The following is an 18,136-nucleotide window of genomic DNA, read 5'->3' as shown; positions in this document are numbered from 1 at the left end:
TTTGCGTGATGGGAAATGTCCTTTGCGTAATGGGAAAAGCTCTTTGCGTGATGGGAAAAGCTCTTTGCGTAATGGGAAATGTCCTTTGCGTAATGGGAGATTGACATTTCCCATTGGGAAAAACCAAATTTCTATATCGAAACGTGCTTAAACTACGCTTTTTGATTAACAAATTACAGTTTTTGCATTATGCTGTTACATATATCCTATTTGTACTGTTTTTACGCCAATAGGTTAAATAATGCTCATACTATCCCTTATGAACCAGTCTAATGCGCAATCATTTTCCCTTATTTACTTTGGTATTGGCTTTAGGCAATACATCCCGGCTTTACGATGAAAAATATGAAAATACATAAATTGATTTTAAGCTATTCGAAACTATGAAAGTGGTTTCAAGAGATTAAATTCGTCGCGAACTACCTCTTACCTTTTCTAATCAAATATCTAACTCCAAAAAACAATAAAAAACCTAATGCAATAATTGCCCACAAGCGTGATAAACCTAAAAGAAATTCTTTAAAATACACCCAGCCATCAATAATGTTTAAACCTAAACGTTGAAAGAAACCTGGGCGATAATCGTATAAATTATCGTTACCAACAATTAAGGTGTTCACCGTATTATCTTGGTAGAAATTAAGTGTAATTGTGCTAAATTTTACGCGATTATCGATATTCATATTCTCGATTTTCTTATCCACATAATCGTCTTTTATATACAATGATGTTTCTACATTGTTCCCTTTTCGAGTTGCTGTTTTATTGATAGTATTCATCGCATCAACTCTGTTTTGAACTTTTAATTTATTTGCCAAATAGGCGATGCTTTGATCATCCATTTTCATTGCTTGATGATCAACAAACACAGCCATTTTTGCAACTGAATTTGTAAAATCATCCAGTTTTTCTGAAGGAATTTTTGCAATTAGAAATCCTTCTTTACGGTAAGAAGTAATTTCTTTCAAAGAATCTATACTGTATTTTACTTTGTCACTTTCTTGGATGGAGCTTTCAATCGAAAACTCAGCAATTGTCCCACCTTGTGTTTTTATGGTAGCACTTAATTGTTCTTTTGTTTTTTGAACGTCTTTAACTCGAAACCGCATATCTGCAGTCTTTATAATTTTTGCAGTTGAAGTTGTGTCAATAGATGCTATAGTATCGACTGCCATTACATTCTCTGAACTAGCGTAATCTGTCTTCTTAGCATTGCAGCCAAATATAACTATGACGATAGCGGCACAAAATAAATATCTTTTCATTATTTCTATTTGTTTAGGGTTTACAAAACTTAGTGCAATTGATATAGTTCACCCATAGCATTACAGCATTAAAATTTTGTTTAATTTACTTGTACCGGCCGGTATTGCTTAATGCCAATAGGATGTAGAAGTAACCTTAATTTCTCACGAGTAACAGAAATAATACGAAATAAAAAATCCTTCCCGATTTAGATCGAGAAGGATTTATACCTATAAAATGATTTCTTTATTTTGCGTCTAAAATCTTAAAAACAGCTCTGAAGCTCCAGATTGTACCAATTAATAAGATTGCCCAACATGCAATTGAAAGTGCAGTTGAATCGAAAGCAAAGCGTCCAAAAACACCTACAACACCAATTAAAATTCCAACTAGTAATGATTTATATATCGAAACTTGATTAGCAGATTTCATGCTTTGATCTCTTTCTTCAGATTGTTCCATTGTTTTTTCTTTTAAAATTTCTGCTACAAAAATAATATTAATTAACTAAAATCAGCATACAATTTAATAACTTTTCAGCTTATCAAATCTTTGTTTTGCTTTGTCCGCTTCGTTCAATTTATCACCTTTATATAAAAGCTTTTCCCAATCCCCATACATAGGATTTGGCAATACGATAAACTTCGTTCCAAATAGATTTTGTAGCATATTAACTTGTTCTTTTGTATCTTTTCCTTCACGATAAAATACATTTGAAAAATCGCTTAAATTATCTCCGCACAATAATAAAATGTTATATTTTTCAAGTATTTTTTGTCTGCGTGGTTCTTTATCCGAAGTGGTATTTTTTAACAATAAATGCGCTTCATCAGCATACGGAAATCCAAATTTTTGTAAGTTCTTTAATGTGCCATCATGGTCTGCAACTTCTCTATTGGTTACATAAAAAGTTTCTACGTTCTTACTAGCTGCAAATTTCAAAAATGCTAAAGCTCCAGGAACAGTATCAGCTTGCGCTAAAGAAGTCCATTGAGTCCAATCCTTTTGCACATAACTCACTCCATTTTTCACTTCGTGTCCTTGAAAAGCTGAATTATCTAAAATGGTTTCATCAGCATCTACAATTACACAGTTCGGTTTAGTATTCGCCTGATTCCATAATGCTTCTTTTAAAGATAATCGAGCAAAGTTATATGCCTGAAAAGACAATGCTCTATATTCGCCGCTATACTGTTGCCATAAAACTGCGTTGGTATAGTCTCTGCTTGGTGTAAGTGCCTGTGCAAATGATAATATAGGTAGAATGCTAAGCATCCAAAATATAAACTGTTTTTTCATTGATTTTTGTTTTACTCAAAGATAAGAGTTAGAAATGTCTTAAAAACAAAAAACCCTCATCAATTAAGATAAGGGTTTTATATTTTAAACTTAGCCCAATTAACAATTGAACTATGAACAATAAATTATCCGTTCAATGCTGCTGCACCACTCACAATCTCTGTTAACTCTGTTGTAATTGCAGCCTGACGAGCTTGGTTATATGCTAACTTTAATGCTTTAATTAAATCTCCAGCATTTTCTGTTGCTTTATCCATTGATGTCATACGAGCACCATGTTCTGAAGCATGAGAATCTAATACTGCTTTATATAATTGTGTTTTAATTGATTTCGGAATCAACTGTGTTACAATCTCTTCTTGATTTGGCTCTAAAATATAATCAACGTTTGATGCTTTTACTGCCTCATTCGTTTCTGTTTTAGGTAATGGCAATAATTGTTCAGTAGTTAAAATCTGAACTGCAGCATTTTTAAAACGATTATAAACCAATTCTACTCTATCAAACTCTTCCTTTTCAAAACCAGCCATAATAGCATCGGTAATTTTAGTTACATTTTCGAAAGTTAAAGCCGAGTAAACTTCGTTATTGTTTCCAACTACTTTGTAATTACGTTTTTCGTAAAAATCTTGCGCTTTTTTACCAATGGAAACTATACTTACATTGCCATTTTTAAGCTGTTCACTATATTTTTCGGCAATTAAAATATTCGCAGTTTTAATTACATTCATGTTAAAAGCACCAGCCAAACCACGGTTAGATGATACTACAACAATTAATACCTTATTAGGCTCACGTTCCTGAATAAAAGGAGATGAAGCACCTTCTAAACTGGCAGAAAGATTTCCTAAAATCTCTTTCAATTTAGTAGCATAAGGGCGTAAAGCCACAATAGCATTGGTAGCACGCTTTAACTTCGCAGCCGAAACCATTTTCATAGCTTTGGTAATCTGCTGGGTAGATTGTACCGATGATATACGAATTCTTACTTCTTTTAAATTAGCCATCTTTTAGTATTTAGAAGTTAGTATTTAGTACTTAGACATCTTATCTAAATACTAAATACTATATACTTCCATCTAAATTAATATTTACTTGAAATCTCTTTTGCTACTCTTTCTAATACTTCAACTGCATCATCTAACTTACCAGCTTTTAAAGAAGCTAGCGCTTCTGGATGACGTAATTCTAGTGCTTGTAAAAACTCAGCTTCAAATTCTTTTACTTTGTTTACAGGAACTGAACGCATTAAGTTTTTAGTACCTAAATAAACAATCGCAACTTGTTTCTCAACAGTAAACGGAGAGAATTGAGCTTGTTTTAACATCTCTACGTTACGAGCACCTTTATCTAAAACAGATTTCGTAGCAGCATCTAAATCAGAACCGAATTTAGAGAACGCCTCTAATTCACGGTATTGAGCCTGATCTAATTTTAATGTACCAGCTACTTTTTTCATTGATTTAATTTGTGCATTACCACCTACACGTGATACCGAGATACCTACGTTAATTGCCGGACGTACACCAGAGTTAAATAAATTCGACTCTAAGAAAATCTGACCATCAGTAATTGAAATTACGTTAGTTGGGATATATGCAGAAACGTCACCAGCTTGAGTTTCGATAATTGGTAAAGCAGTTAACGAACCACCGCCTTTAACAATTCCTTTTAACGATTCTGGTAAATCGTTCATGTTTTTTGCAATCTCATCATTCTGATTGATTTTTGCAGCACGCTCTAATAAACGACTGTGCAAATAAAATACGTCACCTGGATAAGCCTCACGACCCGGTGGACGACGTAATAACAATGACACTTCACGGTAAGCAACAGCTTGTTTAGATAAATCATCATAAACAATTAAAGCTGGGCGACCAGTATCACGGAAAAACTCACCAATTGCAGCACCAGCAAATGGAGCATAAAACTGCAATGGAGCAGGTTCAGCAGCAGATGCAGCAACAACTACAGTATAAGGCATTGCACCGTTTTCTTCTAACGTACGTACAACGTTTGCTACTGTACTTGCTTTTTGTCCACAAGCTACATATATACAGAATACAGGATTTCCTGCATCATAAAATTCTTTTTGATTGATAATAGTATCGATACAAACTGCAGTTTTACCAATCTGACGATCGCCAATAACCAACTCACGTTGACCACGACCAATTGGAATCATTGCATCAATTGCTTTAATACCAGTTTGTAAAGGCTCAGTAACTGGCTGACGATAAATTACACCTGGTGCTTTACGCTCCAAAGGCATTTCGTAAGTCTCGCCTAAAATTGGTCCTTTACCGTCAATAGGCTCGCCAAGCGTGTTTACCACACGACCCAACATACCTTCACCAACTTTAATAGAGGCAATTTTTTTAGTACGTTTAATAGTATCACCTTCTTTGATCTCGTCAGATGGCCCTAATAAAACCACACCAACGTTATCTTCTTCAAGGTTTAAAACGATACCTTGCAACCCGTTTGCAAATTCAACTAGCTCACCACTTTGAACTTTAGTTAAACCGTAAACACGAGCAATACCATCACCCACTTGTAAAACGGTACCAACTTCTTCCAATTCAGCTTCCGATTTAAAGCCTGACAATTGTTGTCTGATAATTGCCGAAACTTCGTCTGGTCTTACCTCTACAATAATTTTTATTTTGATTTCTTTTTGAAAATATAAATCTTGTACTCTTTTGTTATTTCTTCCGTTTCTCCCGATAGCTATCGGGACGGGTTTATATATTAGCTCAGTATTGCTTCGCTTGCTTTTTCAGCAATTAAGCTACACCTTGTGCAAATTCCTTTTTCAGTTTACTTAAACCACTGGCAATACTTGCATCAAACTGCTTATCACCTACTTTTAAAATAAAGCCACCAATTAATTTCTCGTCAACTTTCTCCTTAACAATAACTTCTTTAGCACCTAATTCCTTTTTAACCAAGCTCACTATTTCAGTTTTACTTGCATCAGTTAGTGCAATAGCAGATGTTACTTCTGCAGTTACAATACCTTTAATAAAATTGTATTGCGCAATAAATTGTTTTGCAGTATCAAATAGGATTGCAGAACGCCCTTTATTTACCACTAGCTTTAAAAAGCTATTTGTAATTTTATGAACTTTGTTACCAAAAACATCATTTAAAATACCTGCTTTTTTATCTAAAGGTACAATTGGGTTTTTAAGAATTGCTTCTAATTCACTATTATCATCAACAATCTTTTCAAATAACACCATATCGTTTTTAATTTCTTCCAAAGCGTTTTGCTCTGTAGAAAGGTCAATTAACGATTTTGCGTATCTAGCTCCTGCTTTACCTGACATATTATTTTAGTTGTAAGTTATACGTGTAATTATAACTTAATTTAATTCAACATCTTTTAACAGGTTGGCAACCAAATCCTGTTGTTTTGCTTTATCATCTAACTGGCTACGTAAAACACGTTCAGCAATATCTAATGATAAAGTAGAAACCTGACCTTTTAATTCAGCTAATGCTGCTTTTTTCTGATTTTCAATCTCAATACGAGCTTTTTCAATCAGTTTAGCACCTTCTGTTTGAGCAGATGTTTTAGCTTCATTAACAATATTGTCTTTCAGTTTTTTGGCTTCTTTCAGAATTTCATCACGCTCAGCACGAGCTTGTTTCATCAAGTCTTCGTTTTGCGCAGTTAATCTAGCCATTTCTTGATTAGCTAATTCTGCTTTATTTAAAGAATCATCAATAAATTGTTCGCGTTCCTTTATGGCAACCATTACTGGTTTCCAAGCAAATTTCGCTAAAATGAAAAATAGTAAAAGAAATACAATCGTACTCCAAACTATTAAGCCAATGCTGGGATTAAATAAATCCATATTATGTTGTTTTTATTATTATTTACAATGTGTAATAAAAACATTTTGAAGCCAACCGCTCCAAAATGTTTTCGATTTTTTTAAGCTGTTGGGTTGTTTCCTAAGAAAGATACCACAACCGCAAATAGTGCAACCGCTTCAACAAATGCTGCAGCAATTAACATCATCGTTTGAATTTTAGAAGCAGCTTCTGGTTGACGAGCAACACTTTCTAAAGCTGAACCACCAATTTTACCGATACCGATACCTGCACCTACTGCAGCTAAACCTGCACCTACTGCAGCAATACTTCCTACTACCATTTTAATTTAATTTTATATGTAAACAATATTGTTTCTAATTAATGTTCGCCATGTTCTTGTACGGCTAAGCCGATAAACAAAGCGGTTAATACAGTAAAAATAAAGGCCTGTATAAAACCTACCAATAATTCGATCATGCTAATGAATACCACAAACACAACCGAAACCGGTGCAATAAAAATCGATTTGAAAACAAAGATCAAACACAATAATGCAAGTACTAAAATGTGACCAGCTGTAATATTCGCAAACAAACGAATCATTAATGCTACTGGTTTAGTTAACGTACCTAAAAACTCTAAAGGTGCTAGGAATATTTTCATTGGCACTGGAACACCTGGCATCCAGAAAATGTGTTTCCAATAATGCTTATTTGCTTTAAAGGTGGTGATAAGATATGTTAAAACCGCTAAAACAAAAGTAAGATTAATATTTCCTGTTAAGTTTGCACCTCCTGGAAAGAAAGGAACCATGCCTAATATGTTGTTAAACCAAATAAAGAAAAATATAGTTAACAAATAAGGCATATAAGCTTCATGTTTAGCTCCTAAATTAGGAATAGCGATATCATCTCTGATAAATAATATAACTGGCTCTATTAAAGACTGAAATCCTTTTGGAGATTTCCCTTTACGCTTACCATAAGATCTTGCTACACCAACAAATAAAACAACTAAAATTACTCCAGAGAATATTAATGTGAATACGTTCTTTGTAATCGAAAAATCTAAAGGAGCAAGATTTGCAACTTTATGTTTAGCGCCTACTTCTACAAACTCACCATGTTCATTAGCAGTTGCAGATGCGTAGTAAATCTTTTCGTGGAAATTAACAAATCGCTGTCCGTTTTTTTCTACTACATGCTTTCCTTCACTATCATGATGAAAATCACCAGACATAAAAGTAACTAAACCATTATCTGTCCATAAAATTATAGGCAATGATATAGTAACAGAATTTTCGCCTTCACCCCACATGTGGAAACCATGTGAATCAGCAATATGATGTAAAATATAGGCAGTAATATCAAACTTTTTTTCTTTTGCTTCTTCTGCAACAATTTTTGTGTGATTTTCTGCTTTTACCGCAGTATCTGGCAGAGCTTGTGCAGTAGCATTTAAACTAAAAAACGCTAAAAAAAGCGCAAAAGCAACGCTTAGTACATTTATTCTTGATTTAAAAATATGACTGAAGTGCATTTATTCTATGTTTTTTACTTTTTTATTGAGTGGCGCAAGTTACATAACAATGCGTAAATTTCAAAGCCACTAAATAAGAAATATAAAGAAAAAAAATCTAGTACAAAAAGTAGGCTGCTAACAGGTGTTTTAAGCACATAAATGAGCACAAAAGCCATGGAAAATAACATCTTAACAGCTATTGATGCCATCATTGCCATAACCCCTACTTCTGGATTGCGTTTTATCCCTAAGTAAGCTACAATATAAGCGATAAATGTAATACCCGCTATGAATCCAAAAACCACCCAAAATTTACTAATGAACAGATTTACTGTTGGAAAAATATAAGGCAATGCGACAATAATACCTATTAATAATAGCGTATATAAAAAATAGTATAAAATGAAACGTGGTAAACTCAAAATCTATTTATTTTAAGGCAAAGGTATAAGAAAGCGCTGATATTAAGCTTTCATGTTGCAATTAATACCGCAATATATACAGAATCTGCCGAAAGAAATAGTTACTTTTTTTTTGTTAAAGATCTAATTACCATATATAAAGATAGAATAACGCCTAATAAACCTAACATAGCAGTGTAAATTGATTTTGTGTTCCCACTGTGCTCATCAATTTTATACCCTATAAATGTAAACAACCCAATAGTAGCCAACATCTGAAAAGCTATACCCGTATATTTGGCGAAATTACTAGCCTGTTTACCCTCATCATTATTCTCAAAATTTGTCATAATAACTATTTCTATTAAAATATAAGCTCAAATATTAAAAATTTACTGTCAAATAAAATATTTTTGCATACATTCTGTTATCTTGTAAAGTTATACGCAATTCTTAAATTCTTGAACAACTACGCAAAACTAAGTACAAAAATTATCCTCTCTTGCCTAAGCATAACCATTTTTATTGGTTGTTCTACGCAAAAAGATAATGCTACAAACAGAAGTCTCCAAAACCTATCTGCTCGTTATAACTACATTTATAACTCAAATGTTTTATTAACAACTTATCAGGATGATCTTTCACAAACCTATAAAGATAATTACGATGATTTTTTGGCAGTTTATATCGCTCCTGCGATTTCAGATTATCTAAATCCTGCAGCTCCTGCTGGCAATGTTAAATCATTAGATGAGATTACACAAAAGGCTCAAACAATTATCAGCGAAAAGAACTTTAGCAATTATATTGATGATGCTTACATCCTTTTAGGTAAAACAAATTTTTATAACGGCAACTATTTTACTGCCGTAGAATACTTTGATTATACTGCAAAAACCTATAAAAGCAATAAAAACGTCTTTCTAAGTGCAATGACATGGAAAGCTCGTAGTTTAATGCAATTGAATAACTATGAAAAAGCCCTGCTTACATTAGATACCGTAAAAGCAACATTGGATTCAGTTAATAGTGAAAAAGCTGAACCATTAGCAACACTAGCACAAATGAGTATTTATCAGCAAAATTATAAAGAGGCAATTGGTTATTTGGAGCAAGCAATAAAAGAAACCAACAAAATACAAAGCAGAACTAGATGGCCTTACATTTTAGCTCAATTGTATGAATATAATAAAGAATACGACGCCAGTTTGCGTAATTATACCAAGGTTGAGAATAGCAATGCACCTTTTGAAATGTATTTTAATGCAAAGTTGAGTAAAATTCGCATTAATGACTTTTTGAATGAACGAACATCAAATCGTAAACAACAATTGCTTAAGTTACTAAAGGATGATAAAAATTTCGATTATACCGATCAAATTTATTACGAGGTAGCTGAAGATTATTTTGTCGATAAGGATTATAAAAAGGCTGAGGAGTATTACAAATTATCTGCCCAAAAAAGTATCACTAATAAATATCAAAAGGGTTTATCGTATCTAAAACTTGCCGATCTAAATTTTAAAAATCTAGGTAATTATGTGAATGCTAAATTATATTATGATAGTGCAGTAACTACTTTACCTAAAAACTATTCGGGTTATGAAGGAATCCTTAAAAAAGCAGAAAATTTAGAATATTTAACTCAACGCTATCAATTAATTGCAGATCAAGATACGTTGCAACTCATTGCTCGTTTACCTGAACAAGCTCGTGAAAAGAAATTAAGCGAATTATTTGAACCGAAAAAAGAAATTAATACTACAATAAAGAAGATTGACAATGGTAAGGCTGTAAAATTCGACGATCCTACTAAAACGCCAAGCAACGATAAGTTTTATTTTAGCAATAACAATGCGATTAGTAGAGGGTTTACCGATTTCAAAAAACGTTGGGGAAATAGAATTTTAGAAGATAATTGGAGGCAAAGTGTAAAATCATCTGCGCAGGTTAACCAGCAAAATCAGTCTGCTGTAATAGATAATTCAACTAACTCAACAAATGTTCAGGCAGCAAGTACCGATAAAGAAACACGCATTAAAGAATATACAGCATTGCTGCCTTTAACGGCAGATCAGATAGTTAAATCTGATCAGAAAATAATAGATGCATATTTCGAAATTGCGGGATTTTATCAGCAAGTGCTTCAGGATGAAGAAGAGGCTGTTAAGGTTTATGAAGAATTATTGGCTAGATACCCTCAAAACAATCATTTAGAGGCAATTTATTATAGTTTATATCTTGGTTATGCAAAAACAGATCAAGCCAAATCAGAGATGTATAAGAATATGGTATTAGCTAAATACCCAAATTCGGTTTATGCTAAAACAATATTAGATCCTAATTTTTCGGCAAAACAAAATGCTTTAGATTTAGAAATAAATAAAATTTACAATACCGTTTTCGATAGTTACGAGAAAAAAGATTTCCCTGCAGTAATTACTTCAGTAAATGAAACCAATCAGCGTTTTCCAGGAAATGCGTTACAAGCTCAATACGATTATTTAAAAGCAATCGCCATTGGTCGTACACAAAATGTAGATAGTTTATTGCTTGCTTTTAATGCTATCATTTCTAAATATCCAAATGATAAACTGATTAATCCACTGGTTTTGGATCACATAGCTTACATCAATGCAAATTTACCAGCATTTAAAGCAAGAAAAATTGCACTAATTGATTTCGATCCGACAGAACCTCGTTTTATTTCACAACGAGAAAATGCGGTTGTTGCTGTAAATAAACCAGAACCTGCTATAGCTAAAGTAGAACCTACAGTAGTTAAGCCTGTTATTCCTATTGCTACACCAGCTGTAACTCCTGCTCAAAATATACCGGTTACAGCAAAATCGCAAGAAGTAAAAAATGAATCCATAGTTAAACCTGTAGATAATTTTTTCAGTAGAGCAGAATCAGATATTTATTATTATGTAATTAGCGTTAATGATATGAGTTTAAGTGTGAGTTCATCTCGTTTTGGTATTGGCCAATTTAATAGAGGTAATTATGCTGGCACAGGATTAAAGCATCAACTATTAGAACTTGACGAAGATCAATTAATTTTTGTTGGTAATTTTACATCATTAAATGAGGTAAAAACTTATGCAGAAAGTATTATACCACAACTAGCAAAAATCATGAAAGTTCCAGCTACTACCTATAAAGGTTTTTATATTAGCAAAGAGAACTTCGACAAAATTAAGAATAGAGAAATATTAAATAGGTATATTGAGTTTTTCAAGAACAATTAGTAATAAAATGAATACATCCCTAACACCAGAAAACATAAAGAAATATAATCTCAGACTTTGGAAATTACTCATTGGCGGCATGGTGTTTTTCGCTTTATTTATTATTTCGATAGGTTTTGGACTATTTGGAGAAATCCCTTCTTTTAGAGCAATTGAGCACCCAAAAAGTAATGAGGCAACAGAAGTTCTTTCTGAAGATGGTAAAGTAATTGGGACTTATTTTGTTAAAAATCGTTCTAATATTAATTATAGCGAAATATCTCCGAATGTCGTAAATGCGTTAATTGCAACCGAAGATGTCCGCTTTCGTTCACATTCTGGTATTGACTTTAAAAGAACGTTTACCATCTTTGCTTATGCATTAATGGGAAAGAAACAAGGTGGAAGCACAATTACCCAACAATTAGCATTAAACTTATTTTCTGAGGAAGGTAGACAAAAGAATTACTTCAAAAGAATAATCCAAAAATTTCAAGAATGGGTAATTGCAGTAAAATTAGAACGCAATTATACAAAGGAAGAAATTATTACCATGTATTTAAATACAGTTGATTTCGGTAATCAAGCCTATGGTATTAAATCTGCTGCAAGAGTTTATTTTAATACAACTCCTGATAAATTAACCGTACCACAAGCAGCAGTTTTAGTTGGTATACAAAGGGGTATTACTCGATATTCGCCAACTAAAAACCCAGAAAGATCATTAACCAGAAGGAATACAGTAATGGCGTTAATGGTTAAAGCAGATTTACTTACTGCTGAACAATTTGAAATAGAAAAGGTGAAACCATTGGATTTACATTTTAATGCTGCCACTACAAATGATGGTGTTGCCCCTTATTTTAGAGCTGTTTTAAAATCAGAAGTAAGAAAAATTTTAGAAGATCGCTCCATAACAAATAATGGTATTCCATATGATTTAGATAGAGATGGGTTGAAAATAACAACAACCATTAATTACGACATGCAAGTTTATGCTGAGCAAGCACAAAAGGAATACATGAAAGTTTTGCAACAGCAATTTGCCAATAGCTGGAAGGGACGTAATCCTTTTAAAGGAATGGAATTACAAATCGATCAAGGCATGAAACGTTCAGATCGATATAAAGCATTAAAATTAGAAGGGAAATCTGACGAAGAGATAAGAAAAGATTTTAATACCCCAAGCATGCTAACTATTTTCACTTGGAAAGGTGATATAGATACTTTGATGAAACCTATTGATTCCGTTAAATATTACAAACTATTATTACGCAATGCGATGATGGCAATGGATCCTAAAACTGGCTATATTAAAGCCTGGGTAGGAGGAATTAATTTTGAGCATTTTAAATATGATCAAGTAAAAATGGGTACGCGTCAAGTTGGCTCAACAGCAAAACCATTTACGTATGCTGTAGCAATAGAAAACGGATATTCGCCTTGCTTTACAGTGCAAAACGAGCCAGTAACTATTTCAAATCCTGGTAGCCCTGACTGGACTCCTCGCTCTTCTGGAACTTTGCCAGGTGCAATAACCTTACAAAAAGCTTTGGCCTATTCCCAAAACTACATTGCAGCTTATTTAATGAAGCAAGTTGGACCAACCGCAGTAGCTACACAAGCAAAAAAAATGGGTATAACCTCAGATGTTCCAATCGTACCATCTATTGCTCTGGGTGTTTTTGATGCATCGATTTATGATATGGTAGGTGCTTATGGAGTTTTTGCGAATAAAGGCGTTTGGACACAACCTACTTATATTTTAAAAATAGAAGATAAAAATGGCGTAGTACTTTATGATAGCAAACCAACAATAAAGGTAGTCATGAACGAAGAAGTAGCCTATGTAATGACCAGAATGTTAAGAGGTGTAATTACTGGTGGAACGGGTTCAAGATTAAGTTATAAATATGGAATAAATGCACCAACTGGCGGAAAAACTGGAACAACCCAAAACAATTCAGATGGTTGGTTTATGGCCATTACACCAGATTTAGTAGCTGGTATTTGGACAGGGTGTGAGGACAGAGCGTTCCATTTTACAAGTACTAGAGATGGTGAAGGTGCAAATTCAGCATTACCCATTTATGCTGGTTTTATGAAGCGGGTATATGCTAATCCTAATTTAAAAATAAGCAAAGCAGATTTCGAGCCTCCTAAAAATGGTGTCTCCATCGTTTATGATTGTAACCAATATCAGCAACCTGAACAGGACACAACTGAACTCGATAAAAAGTTAGGTTTCTAGTTTTATATAATCATCCCGACGTTATAAATGAGTGCTTTCGATCATAAAAAGGCATTAGCCGATATTCCACATAAACCTGGAGTTTACCAGTATTTTGATGAGGAAGGTTTGCTTATTTATATTGGCAAAGCGAAAGATCTACGCAATCGTGTTGGCTCCTATTTTAATCAAGATAAACATCAGATTAACGGCAAAACAAAAGTTCTTATTTCTAAAATCAGACGGATAAGTTTTACTATAGTTGATACTGAAATTGATGCTTGGCTATTAGAAAATAGCTTGATAAAAAAGCATCAGCCTCGCTACAACATTATGCTAAAAGATGATAAAACCTATCCATGGATTATCATTAAAAAAGAAGATTTCCCGCGTATTTATTGGACACGGAAAATGATTAAAGATGGTTCTACCTACTTTGGACCGTATGCATCTGTAGGAATGATGCACACTATTTTAGATTTAATAAAAGAAACATATACATTACGAACCTGCAATCTGCCGTTAACTCCACAAAACATTAACGATGGAAAATTTAAAGTTTGTTTAGAATATCAGATAGGAAATTGTAAAGGTCCTTGTCAAAATTATCAAAGCAAAGCAGATTACGACCAAAATATTGAAGAAATTACTGCTATTTTAAATGGTAAAATTGGCAGTGTAATTAAAGATGTAAAACAAGTAGTCAAAAAAGCATCGGAAGATTTAAATTTTGAGCTTGCTCATTCTTATCAAAAGAAGTTATTAGTTTTAGAAAAATACCAGAGTAAGTCTACCGTCGTAAATAGCGCCATTACAAATATCGATGTGGTAAGTATTGCATCTGATGAACGTTATGCTTTTGTGAACTATTTAAAAGTGGTAAATGGCAGTATTATTCAAACTCAAACTATAGAAATTAAAAAACGATTGGATGAGACTGATGAGGAATTATTAACCATCGCAATTACTGAGTTTAGAACCAAATTTAATAGTACATCCAAAGAGATTATTGTTCCGTTCACTATTCCATTATTAGATAAAAGCTTAAAATTTACAGTGCCAAAACTTGGTGAAAAAAAGAAACTATTAGAACTTTCGGAAAAGAATGTGCTGTTTTTCAAACGTGAAAAATTAAATCAGTATGAAAAATTAAATCCTGACTTAAGAACCGATCGTATTTTAAGTCAAATGCAAAAGGATTTAAGGCTTACCCAGCTTCCACAGCACATTGAATGCTTTGATAACTCGAATTTTCAAGGCAAGTATCCTGTTTCTGCAATTGTAGTTTTCAAGGATGCAAAGCCTAGTAAAAAGGATTACCGTCATTTTAACGTTAAAACTGTAGAAGGTCCGAATGATTTTGCTACAATGGAAGAAGCAGTATACAGACGTTATAAAAGAATTTTGGAGGAAGAACAGCCGTTACCTCAACTCATTATTATTGATGGCGGTAAAGGGCAGTTATCATCTGCGGTGACCAGTTTAAAAAAATTGGGCATTGATAAAAAAGTAACCGTTATTGGTATTGCTAAACGCTTAGAAGAATTATATTATCCTGGAGATAGTTTCCCGTTATATCTTGACAAAAAATCTGAAACCTTAAAAGTCATTCAACAATTACGTGATGAAGCGCATCGCTTTGGTATCACTTTCCATCGTAAAAAAAGAGATCAGGGTACCTTGAAAACAGAATTAGAAGTAATTCCTGGTATTGGAAAAACTACTGCGGATAAGCTTTTAGTAAAATTCAAATCCGTTAAAAAAATAAAAGAAGCATCGGAAGAAGAATTGGCTCAGCTTCTGAATAAGAAACAAATTATTGCACTAAGTAATTATTTTAAAGCATAAAAAACCTCGAATAAATCGAGGTTTTCTAAAATTTTTAATCACATTTAGGGACTAATATTCCCAAAGACCTTGCTCAAAATCAGCCATTGCCTTTTTAATACGTTCAGATTCTAATAATCTCTCTTTAGGATTAAATAAAATATCTTCAATTCTATTATCTGCGGCATTAGATACTTTAGTGATATTACTAAAAAACAACCTTCTAGTAAATACATCGTCGAAGTTAATTCCAGAGTTATCATTTTGATTATTCGCAACTTTATGCTTCACTAAAATTTCTCTTAAATCATCAAAATACAACCAGCCAGCTACAGTTTTTAATGTATCCGCTCTTGGTTTACCTGTTGTAGGATCAGGAACTGGATTTCCATTATTGTCAACTTGGGTTTTAACATCAATTCTAACTGGAGCAATACCAATTATTCTTGGTTCGAAAATCCCACGTTTAATATCTAATATCCAATCTTCCTTAATTCTTAGTGTAGTAAAGCTTGCGGCAAAAAACTCATTGTTTGCTCTATTGATTTCATTTGTGCCTGGATTCACTCCTAAAAAAGCAGTATCTGCTGCAGAACTATTTGTAATTTTTGGATCATTACCTTTTTTCTGTCCCAGAGGCTCACCTTTAAAATCTTCATCTTCACTAGAATACAGATCTAATTCACCATTACTAACTGCGTCATAAATAATCCCTAATAAACTAACTTTAGGAGAAGCTAATACTTGATTACCGCGATCGCGAAGATCTATTTCACGCCATACTCTCTTTGTGTAAACCACATCTTCTTTATTTACAGGTGCATAAGGCACTACAGTATCCGCTACGCTTTCTTCTCTATAAATAAAGCCATCCTTTTTTGGGCCTTTCTTTTTAGGTGTTACCTTTTTATCGGCAGTTGATGGAGGCGTAATCGGGTTTTGCGCATACGCGAAACCAATGGTTAAAAGAAATATAGCTAGAAAAAATATCTTTTTCATAATTTTTAGTTTACAGTAAATGCCATTGAATTTAAAATTGGTGCACGACCATCTGGCATTTGAGCGACAATATTATCAATATAAACTACCGATTTAAATGGCAAATTAGATAATGCAGCTTTAGCCTGTGCACTAAAATTATCACCTGTGCAATAATAAACCTGAGCATCTTGGCGTGGTCTAACAACTGTTACGGTAAATTTAGTAACTCTAACTTTGATATCAAATTCAAAATTTTCAATAGCTGCTGAAACTTGACCTTCTCTTGCAATTGTATTTCCAGAAATAATACCACCCATCTTACCAGCAAATTTAGCTGTTGGATTAGGAATTGCTTTTACTCTAAATTTATTCGTTCCTAAGCTTAATGATTTTCCATTGCTATTACCCGAAACACTGATAGTAACTTCATTACCAATTAAACTACCTGGCACATTAATAGTATACCTACCTGAACCACCTGTCATTGAACCTGCAGAAATACTTGCTTTAATACTTTCCAAAGAAAACCCTGGAGCAGAAATTGAAAATGGGTTAGGAATACCTGCGTAAATTACATTTAAGTTAGTTGACGATACAGTTGCCGATGGTTTTGCAACTTGGTATTTCATCGGATCAGTATAATATGTTGCATAGGTACCGTCCGTTTTCTTCACACGAATTGTTCCTTTCCAAGTAAATTCACCCACAGAACCTGTACCACCAGTATAGGTAGCTATACCTTTTACTACACCTAAATTGCTACCACCTACAGAAATTTCTGGATTTGATTTCGTATCTCTTGCGGTTAAAAAAATGTCAGCTTTATACGGTTGGCCTTGAATTACGTAGCTGCTAGAAGGAACTGCGACAGCTTTAAATTCGTCCATGATAATTGTAGTTTCGCTCATTTTACCAAAAATCTTTCTAACTACTTCCGATTCTGCATTTTTCAAATCCGCTTGTAATTTAGTTAAAATGGTATTAGCAGCTGTTAATGGAGTTCCTTCTCCAAAATTAACATCTTCCCATTTTTTGCCATTCACTGCTTTTAAAGGATCTTTAGCTTCTAAAGAAAATGATACGTTTGACCTATCTTTTTCATCTAATAGTGCAATTAATTTCGCTCTAGTATCGTTAATTTTCGTTTTTAACTTTTCTCCTTCTTTTTTATTGATCATGATGTTTTGAGCAATATCTAAATTATCTCTTAACACAAAATCTCCAGTTTCTGGATCAATTCCTTCACCCTTTTCTTTAAACTCATCTTTAAGTCTTTGAATTTCTTTATTCAACTCTTCAGCATAAGTTTTTACTTTTTGAGCTCGTTCCCAAAGTGGTTGAGCACGCTCGGGCTTATTTTTTAATTCTGTTTCTTCAAATGCGCTAAAAGTTTGCTCTAAACTAGAGCTTACATTCGTTTTTGAGGCATCTAAACTATCGTTAATGTTCTTAAAAGCATTTAAGATTGCATCTGAAACGTTTAAAGCAAGCATAGCTAACAATACCAAATACATGATATTGATCATCTTCTGCCTTGTCGTTTCTTTTCCTCCAGCCATGTTAAATTAGATTTTTGT

16 protein-coding genes are annotated in these 18,136 nt (G+C 33.3%); 3 read left to right on the top strand and 13 right to left on the bottom strand.

Going from position 1 to position 18,136, the window contains the following annotated elements; all coding sequences use genetic code 11:
* Positions 1 to 419: 419 nt before the first annotated feature.
* From WC622_RS00865 to WC622_RS00815, 11 genes are all read right to left on the bottom strand, one after another.
* Positions 420 to 1,265 carry a DUF4349 domain-containing protein gene (locus WC622_RS00865; RefSeq protein WP_372816354.1) on the bottom strand — a complete coding sequence of 282 codons (846 nt, stop codon included), beginning with the start codon at positions 1,263 to 1,265 and terminating at the stop codon, positions 420 to 422.
* Positions 1,266 to 1,491: 226 nt separating this feature from the next.
* Positions 1,492 to 1,707: a hypothetical protein gene (locus tag WC622_RS00860; RefSeq protein WP_372816352.1), complete on the bottom strand. Its 216-nt coding sequence runs from the start codon at positions 1,705 to 1,707 to the stop codon at positions 1,492 to 1,494.
* 63 nt (positions 1,708 to 1,770) lie between these two features.
* A complete protein-coding gene (locus WC622_RS00855; RefSeq protein ID WP_372816350.1) occupies positions 1,771 to 2,544 on the bottom strand; it encodes a 5'-nucleotidase, lipoprotein e(P4) family in 774 nt (257 codons plus the stop codon).
* Between the two features lie 125 nt (positions 2,545 to 2,669).
* Positions 2,670 to 3,551 carry an ATP synthase F1 subunit gamma gene (atpG, locus tag WC622_RS00850; RefSeq protein WP_372816348.1) on the bottom strand — a complete coding sequence of 294 codons (882 nt, stop codon included), beginning with the start codon at positions 3,549 to 3,551 and terminating at the stop codon, positions 2,670 to 2,672.
* Positions 3,552 to 3,628: 77 nt separating this feature from the next.
* A complete protein-coding gene (atpA, locus tag WC622_RS00845; RefSeq protein ID WP_372816365.1) occupies positions 3,629 to 5,200 on the bottom strand; it encodes a F0F1 ATP synthase subunit alpha in 1,572 nt (523 codons plus the stop codon).
* 130 nt (positions 5,201 to 5,330) lie between these two features.
* A complete protein-coding gene (gene atpH, locus WC622_RS00840; RefSeq protein WP_372816347.1) occupies positions 5,331 to 5,876 on the bottom strand; it encodes an ATP synthase F1 subunit delta in 546 nt (181 codons plus the stop codon).
* Between the two features lie 36 nt (positions 5,877 to 5,912).
* The gene (atpF, locus tag WC622_RS00835; protein WP_372816345.1) at positions 5,913 to 6,407 is read right to left on the bottom strand and encodes a F0F1 ATP synthase subunit B; all 495 of its coding nucleotides are present in this window, start codon (positions 6,405 to 6,407) and stop codon (positions 5,913 to 5,915) included.
* Positions 6,408 to 6,487: 80 nt separating this feature from the next.
* Positions 6,488 to 6,709 (bottom strand): ATP synthase F0 subunit C, encoded by a 222-nt coding sequence (gene atpE, locus WC622_RS00830; RefSeq protein WP_182923335.1) that lies wholly within the window; start codon positions 6,707 to 6,709, stop codon positions 6,488 to 6,490.
* Between the two features lie 38 nt (positions 6,710 to 6,747).
* Positions 6,748 to 7,908 carry a F0F1 ATP synthase subunit A gene (gene atpB, locus WC622_RS00825; protein WP_372816343.1) on the bottom strand — a complete coding sequence of 387 codons (1,161 nt, stop codon included), beginning with the start codon at positions 7,906 to 7,908 and terminating at the stop codon, positions 6,748 to 6,750.
* 14 nt (positions 7,909 to 7,922) lie between these two features.
* Positions 7,923 to 8,312 carry a hypothetical protein gene (locus WC622_RS00820; protein WP_372816341.1) on the bottom strand — a complete coding sequence of 130 codons (390 nt, stop codon included), beginning with the start codon at positions 8,310 to 8,312 and terminating at the stop codon, positions 7,923 to 7,925.
* Positions 8,313 to 8,413: 101 nt separating this feature from the next.
* Positions 8,414 to 8,641, bottom strand: coding sequence for an AtpZ/AtpI family protein (locus tag WC622_RS00815; RefSeq protein WP_372816339.1), 228 nt, complete (start codon positions 8,639 to 8,641; stop codon positions 8,414 to 8,416).
* A gap of 111 nt (positions 8,642 to 8,752) precedes the next feature.
* On the opposite strand from WC622_RS00815, the gene WC622_RS00810 reads away from it, so the two are divergent.
* Genes WC622_RS00810 through uvrC form a run of 3 tightly spaced genes read left to right on the top strand, consistent with a single transcriptional unit; the run spans position 8,753 to position 15,599 of the window.
* Positions 8,753 to 11,542, top strand: a complete 2,790-nt coding sequence (locus WC622_RS00810) for a tetratricopeptide repeat protein (RefSeq protein ID WP_372816338.1) — start codon at positions 8,753 to 8,755, stop codon at positions 11,540 to 11,542.
* 7 nt (positions 11,543 to 11,549) lie between these two features.
* Positions 11,550 to 13,772, top strand: a complete 2,223-nt coding sequence (locus tag WC622_RS00805) for a transglycosylase domain-containing protein (RefSeq protein WP_372816337.1) — start codon at positions 11,550 to 11,552, stop codon at positions 13,770 to 13,772.
* Between the two features lie 27 nt (positions 13,773 to 13,799).
* Entirely contained in the window at positions 13,800 to 15,599 is a 1,800-nt protein-coding gene (uvrC, locus tag WC622_RS00800; protein WP_372816335.1) for an excinuclease ABC subunit UvrC, read from the top strand.
* Between the two features lie 51 nt (positions 15,600 to 15,650).
* On the opposite strand, the gene gldN is transcribed toward uvrC, so the two are convergent.
* Together gldN and gldM are read right to left on the bottom strand one after the other, a co-directional pair.
* A complete protein-coding gene (gene gldN / locus WC622_RS00795) occupies positions 15,651 to 16,577 on the bottom strand; it encodes a gliding motility protein GldN (protein ID WP_372816333.1) in 927 nt (308 codons plus the stop codon).
* A 5-nt stretch (positions 16,578 to 16,582) separates the two neighbouring features.
* Positions 16,583 to 18,118, bottom strand: a complete 1,536-nt coding sequence (gene gldM / locus WC622_RS00790) for a gliding motility protein GldM (RefSeq protein ID WP_372816331.1) — start codon at positions 18,116 to 18,118, stop codon at positions 16,583 to 16,585.
* Positions 18,119 to 18,136: the final 18 nt, after the last annotated feature.

It is taken from the genome of Pedobacter sp., assembly GCF_041662865.1.
GTDB lineage: Bacteria > Bacteroidota > Bacteroidia > Sphingobacteriales > Sphingobacteriaceae > Pedobacter.
The sequence above is the reverse complement of the archived record's forward strand: the minus strand, read 5'-3'. Positions and strand labels throughout refer to the sequence as shown.

Bases quoted from the DNA above. Each gene is read 5' to 3' on its own strand.
- atpF (WP_372816345.1), bottom strand. From the start codon at position 6,407: ATGGATTTATTTAATCCCAGCATTGGCTTAATAGTTTGGAGTACGATT.
- atpG (WP_372816348.1), bottom strand. From the start codon at position 3,551: ATGGCTAATTTAAAAGAAGTAAGAATTCGTATATCATCGGTACAATCT.
- WC622_RS00815 (WP_372816339.1), bottom strand. From the start codon at position 8,641: ATGACAAATTTTGAGAATAATGATGAGGGTAAACAGGCTAGTAATTTC.
- atpH (WP_372816347.1), bottom strand. From the start codon at position 5,876: ATGTCAGGTAAAGCAGGAGCTAGATACGCAAAATCGTTAATTGACCTT.
- WC622_RS00860 (WP_372816352.1), bottom strand. From the start codon at position 1,707: ATGGAACAATCTGAAGAAAGAGATCAAAGCATGAAATCTGCTAATCAA.
- gldM (WP_372816331.1), bottom strand. From the start codon at position 18,118: ATGGCTGGAGGAAAAGAAACGACAAGGCAGAAGATGATCAATATCATG.
- WC622_RS00805 (WP_372816337.1), top strand. From the start codon at position 11,550: ATGAATACATCCCTAACACCAGAAAACATAAAGAAATATAATCTCAGA.
- atpE (WP_182923335.1), bottom strand. From the start codon at position 6,709: ATGGTAGTAGGAAGTATTGCTGCAGTAGGTGCAGGTTTAGCTGCAGTA.
- uvrC (WP_372816335.1), top strand. From the start codon at position 13,800: ATGAGTGCTTTCGATCATAAAAAGGCATTAGCCGATATTCCACATAAA.
- WC622_RS00865 (WP_372816354.1), bottom strand. From the start codon at position 1,265: ATGAAAAGATATTTATTTTGTGCCGCTATCGTCATAGTTATATTTGGC.
- gldN (WP_372816333.1), bottom strand. From the start codon at position 16,577: ATGAAAAAGATATTTTTTCTAGCTATATTTCTTTTAACCATTGGTTTC.
- WC622_RS00855 (WP_372816350.1), bottom strand. From the start codon at position 2,544: ATGAAAAAACAGTTTATATTTTGGATGCTTAGCATTCTACCTATATTA.
- atpB (WP_372816343.1), bottom strand. From the start codon at position 7,908: ATGCACTTCAGTCATATTTTTAAATCAAGAATAAATGTACTAAGCGTT.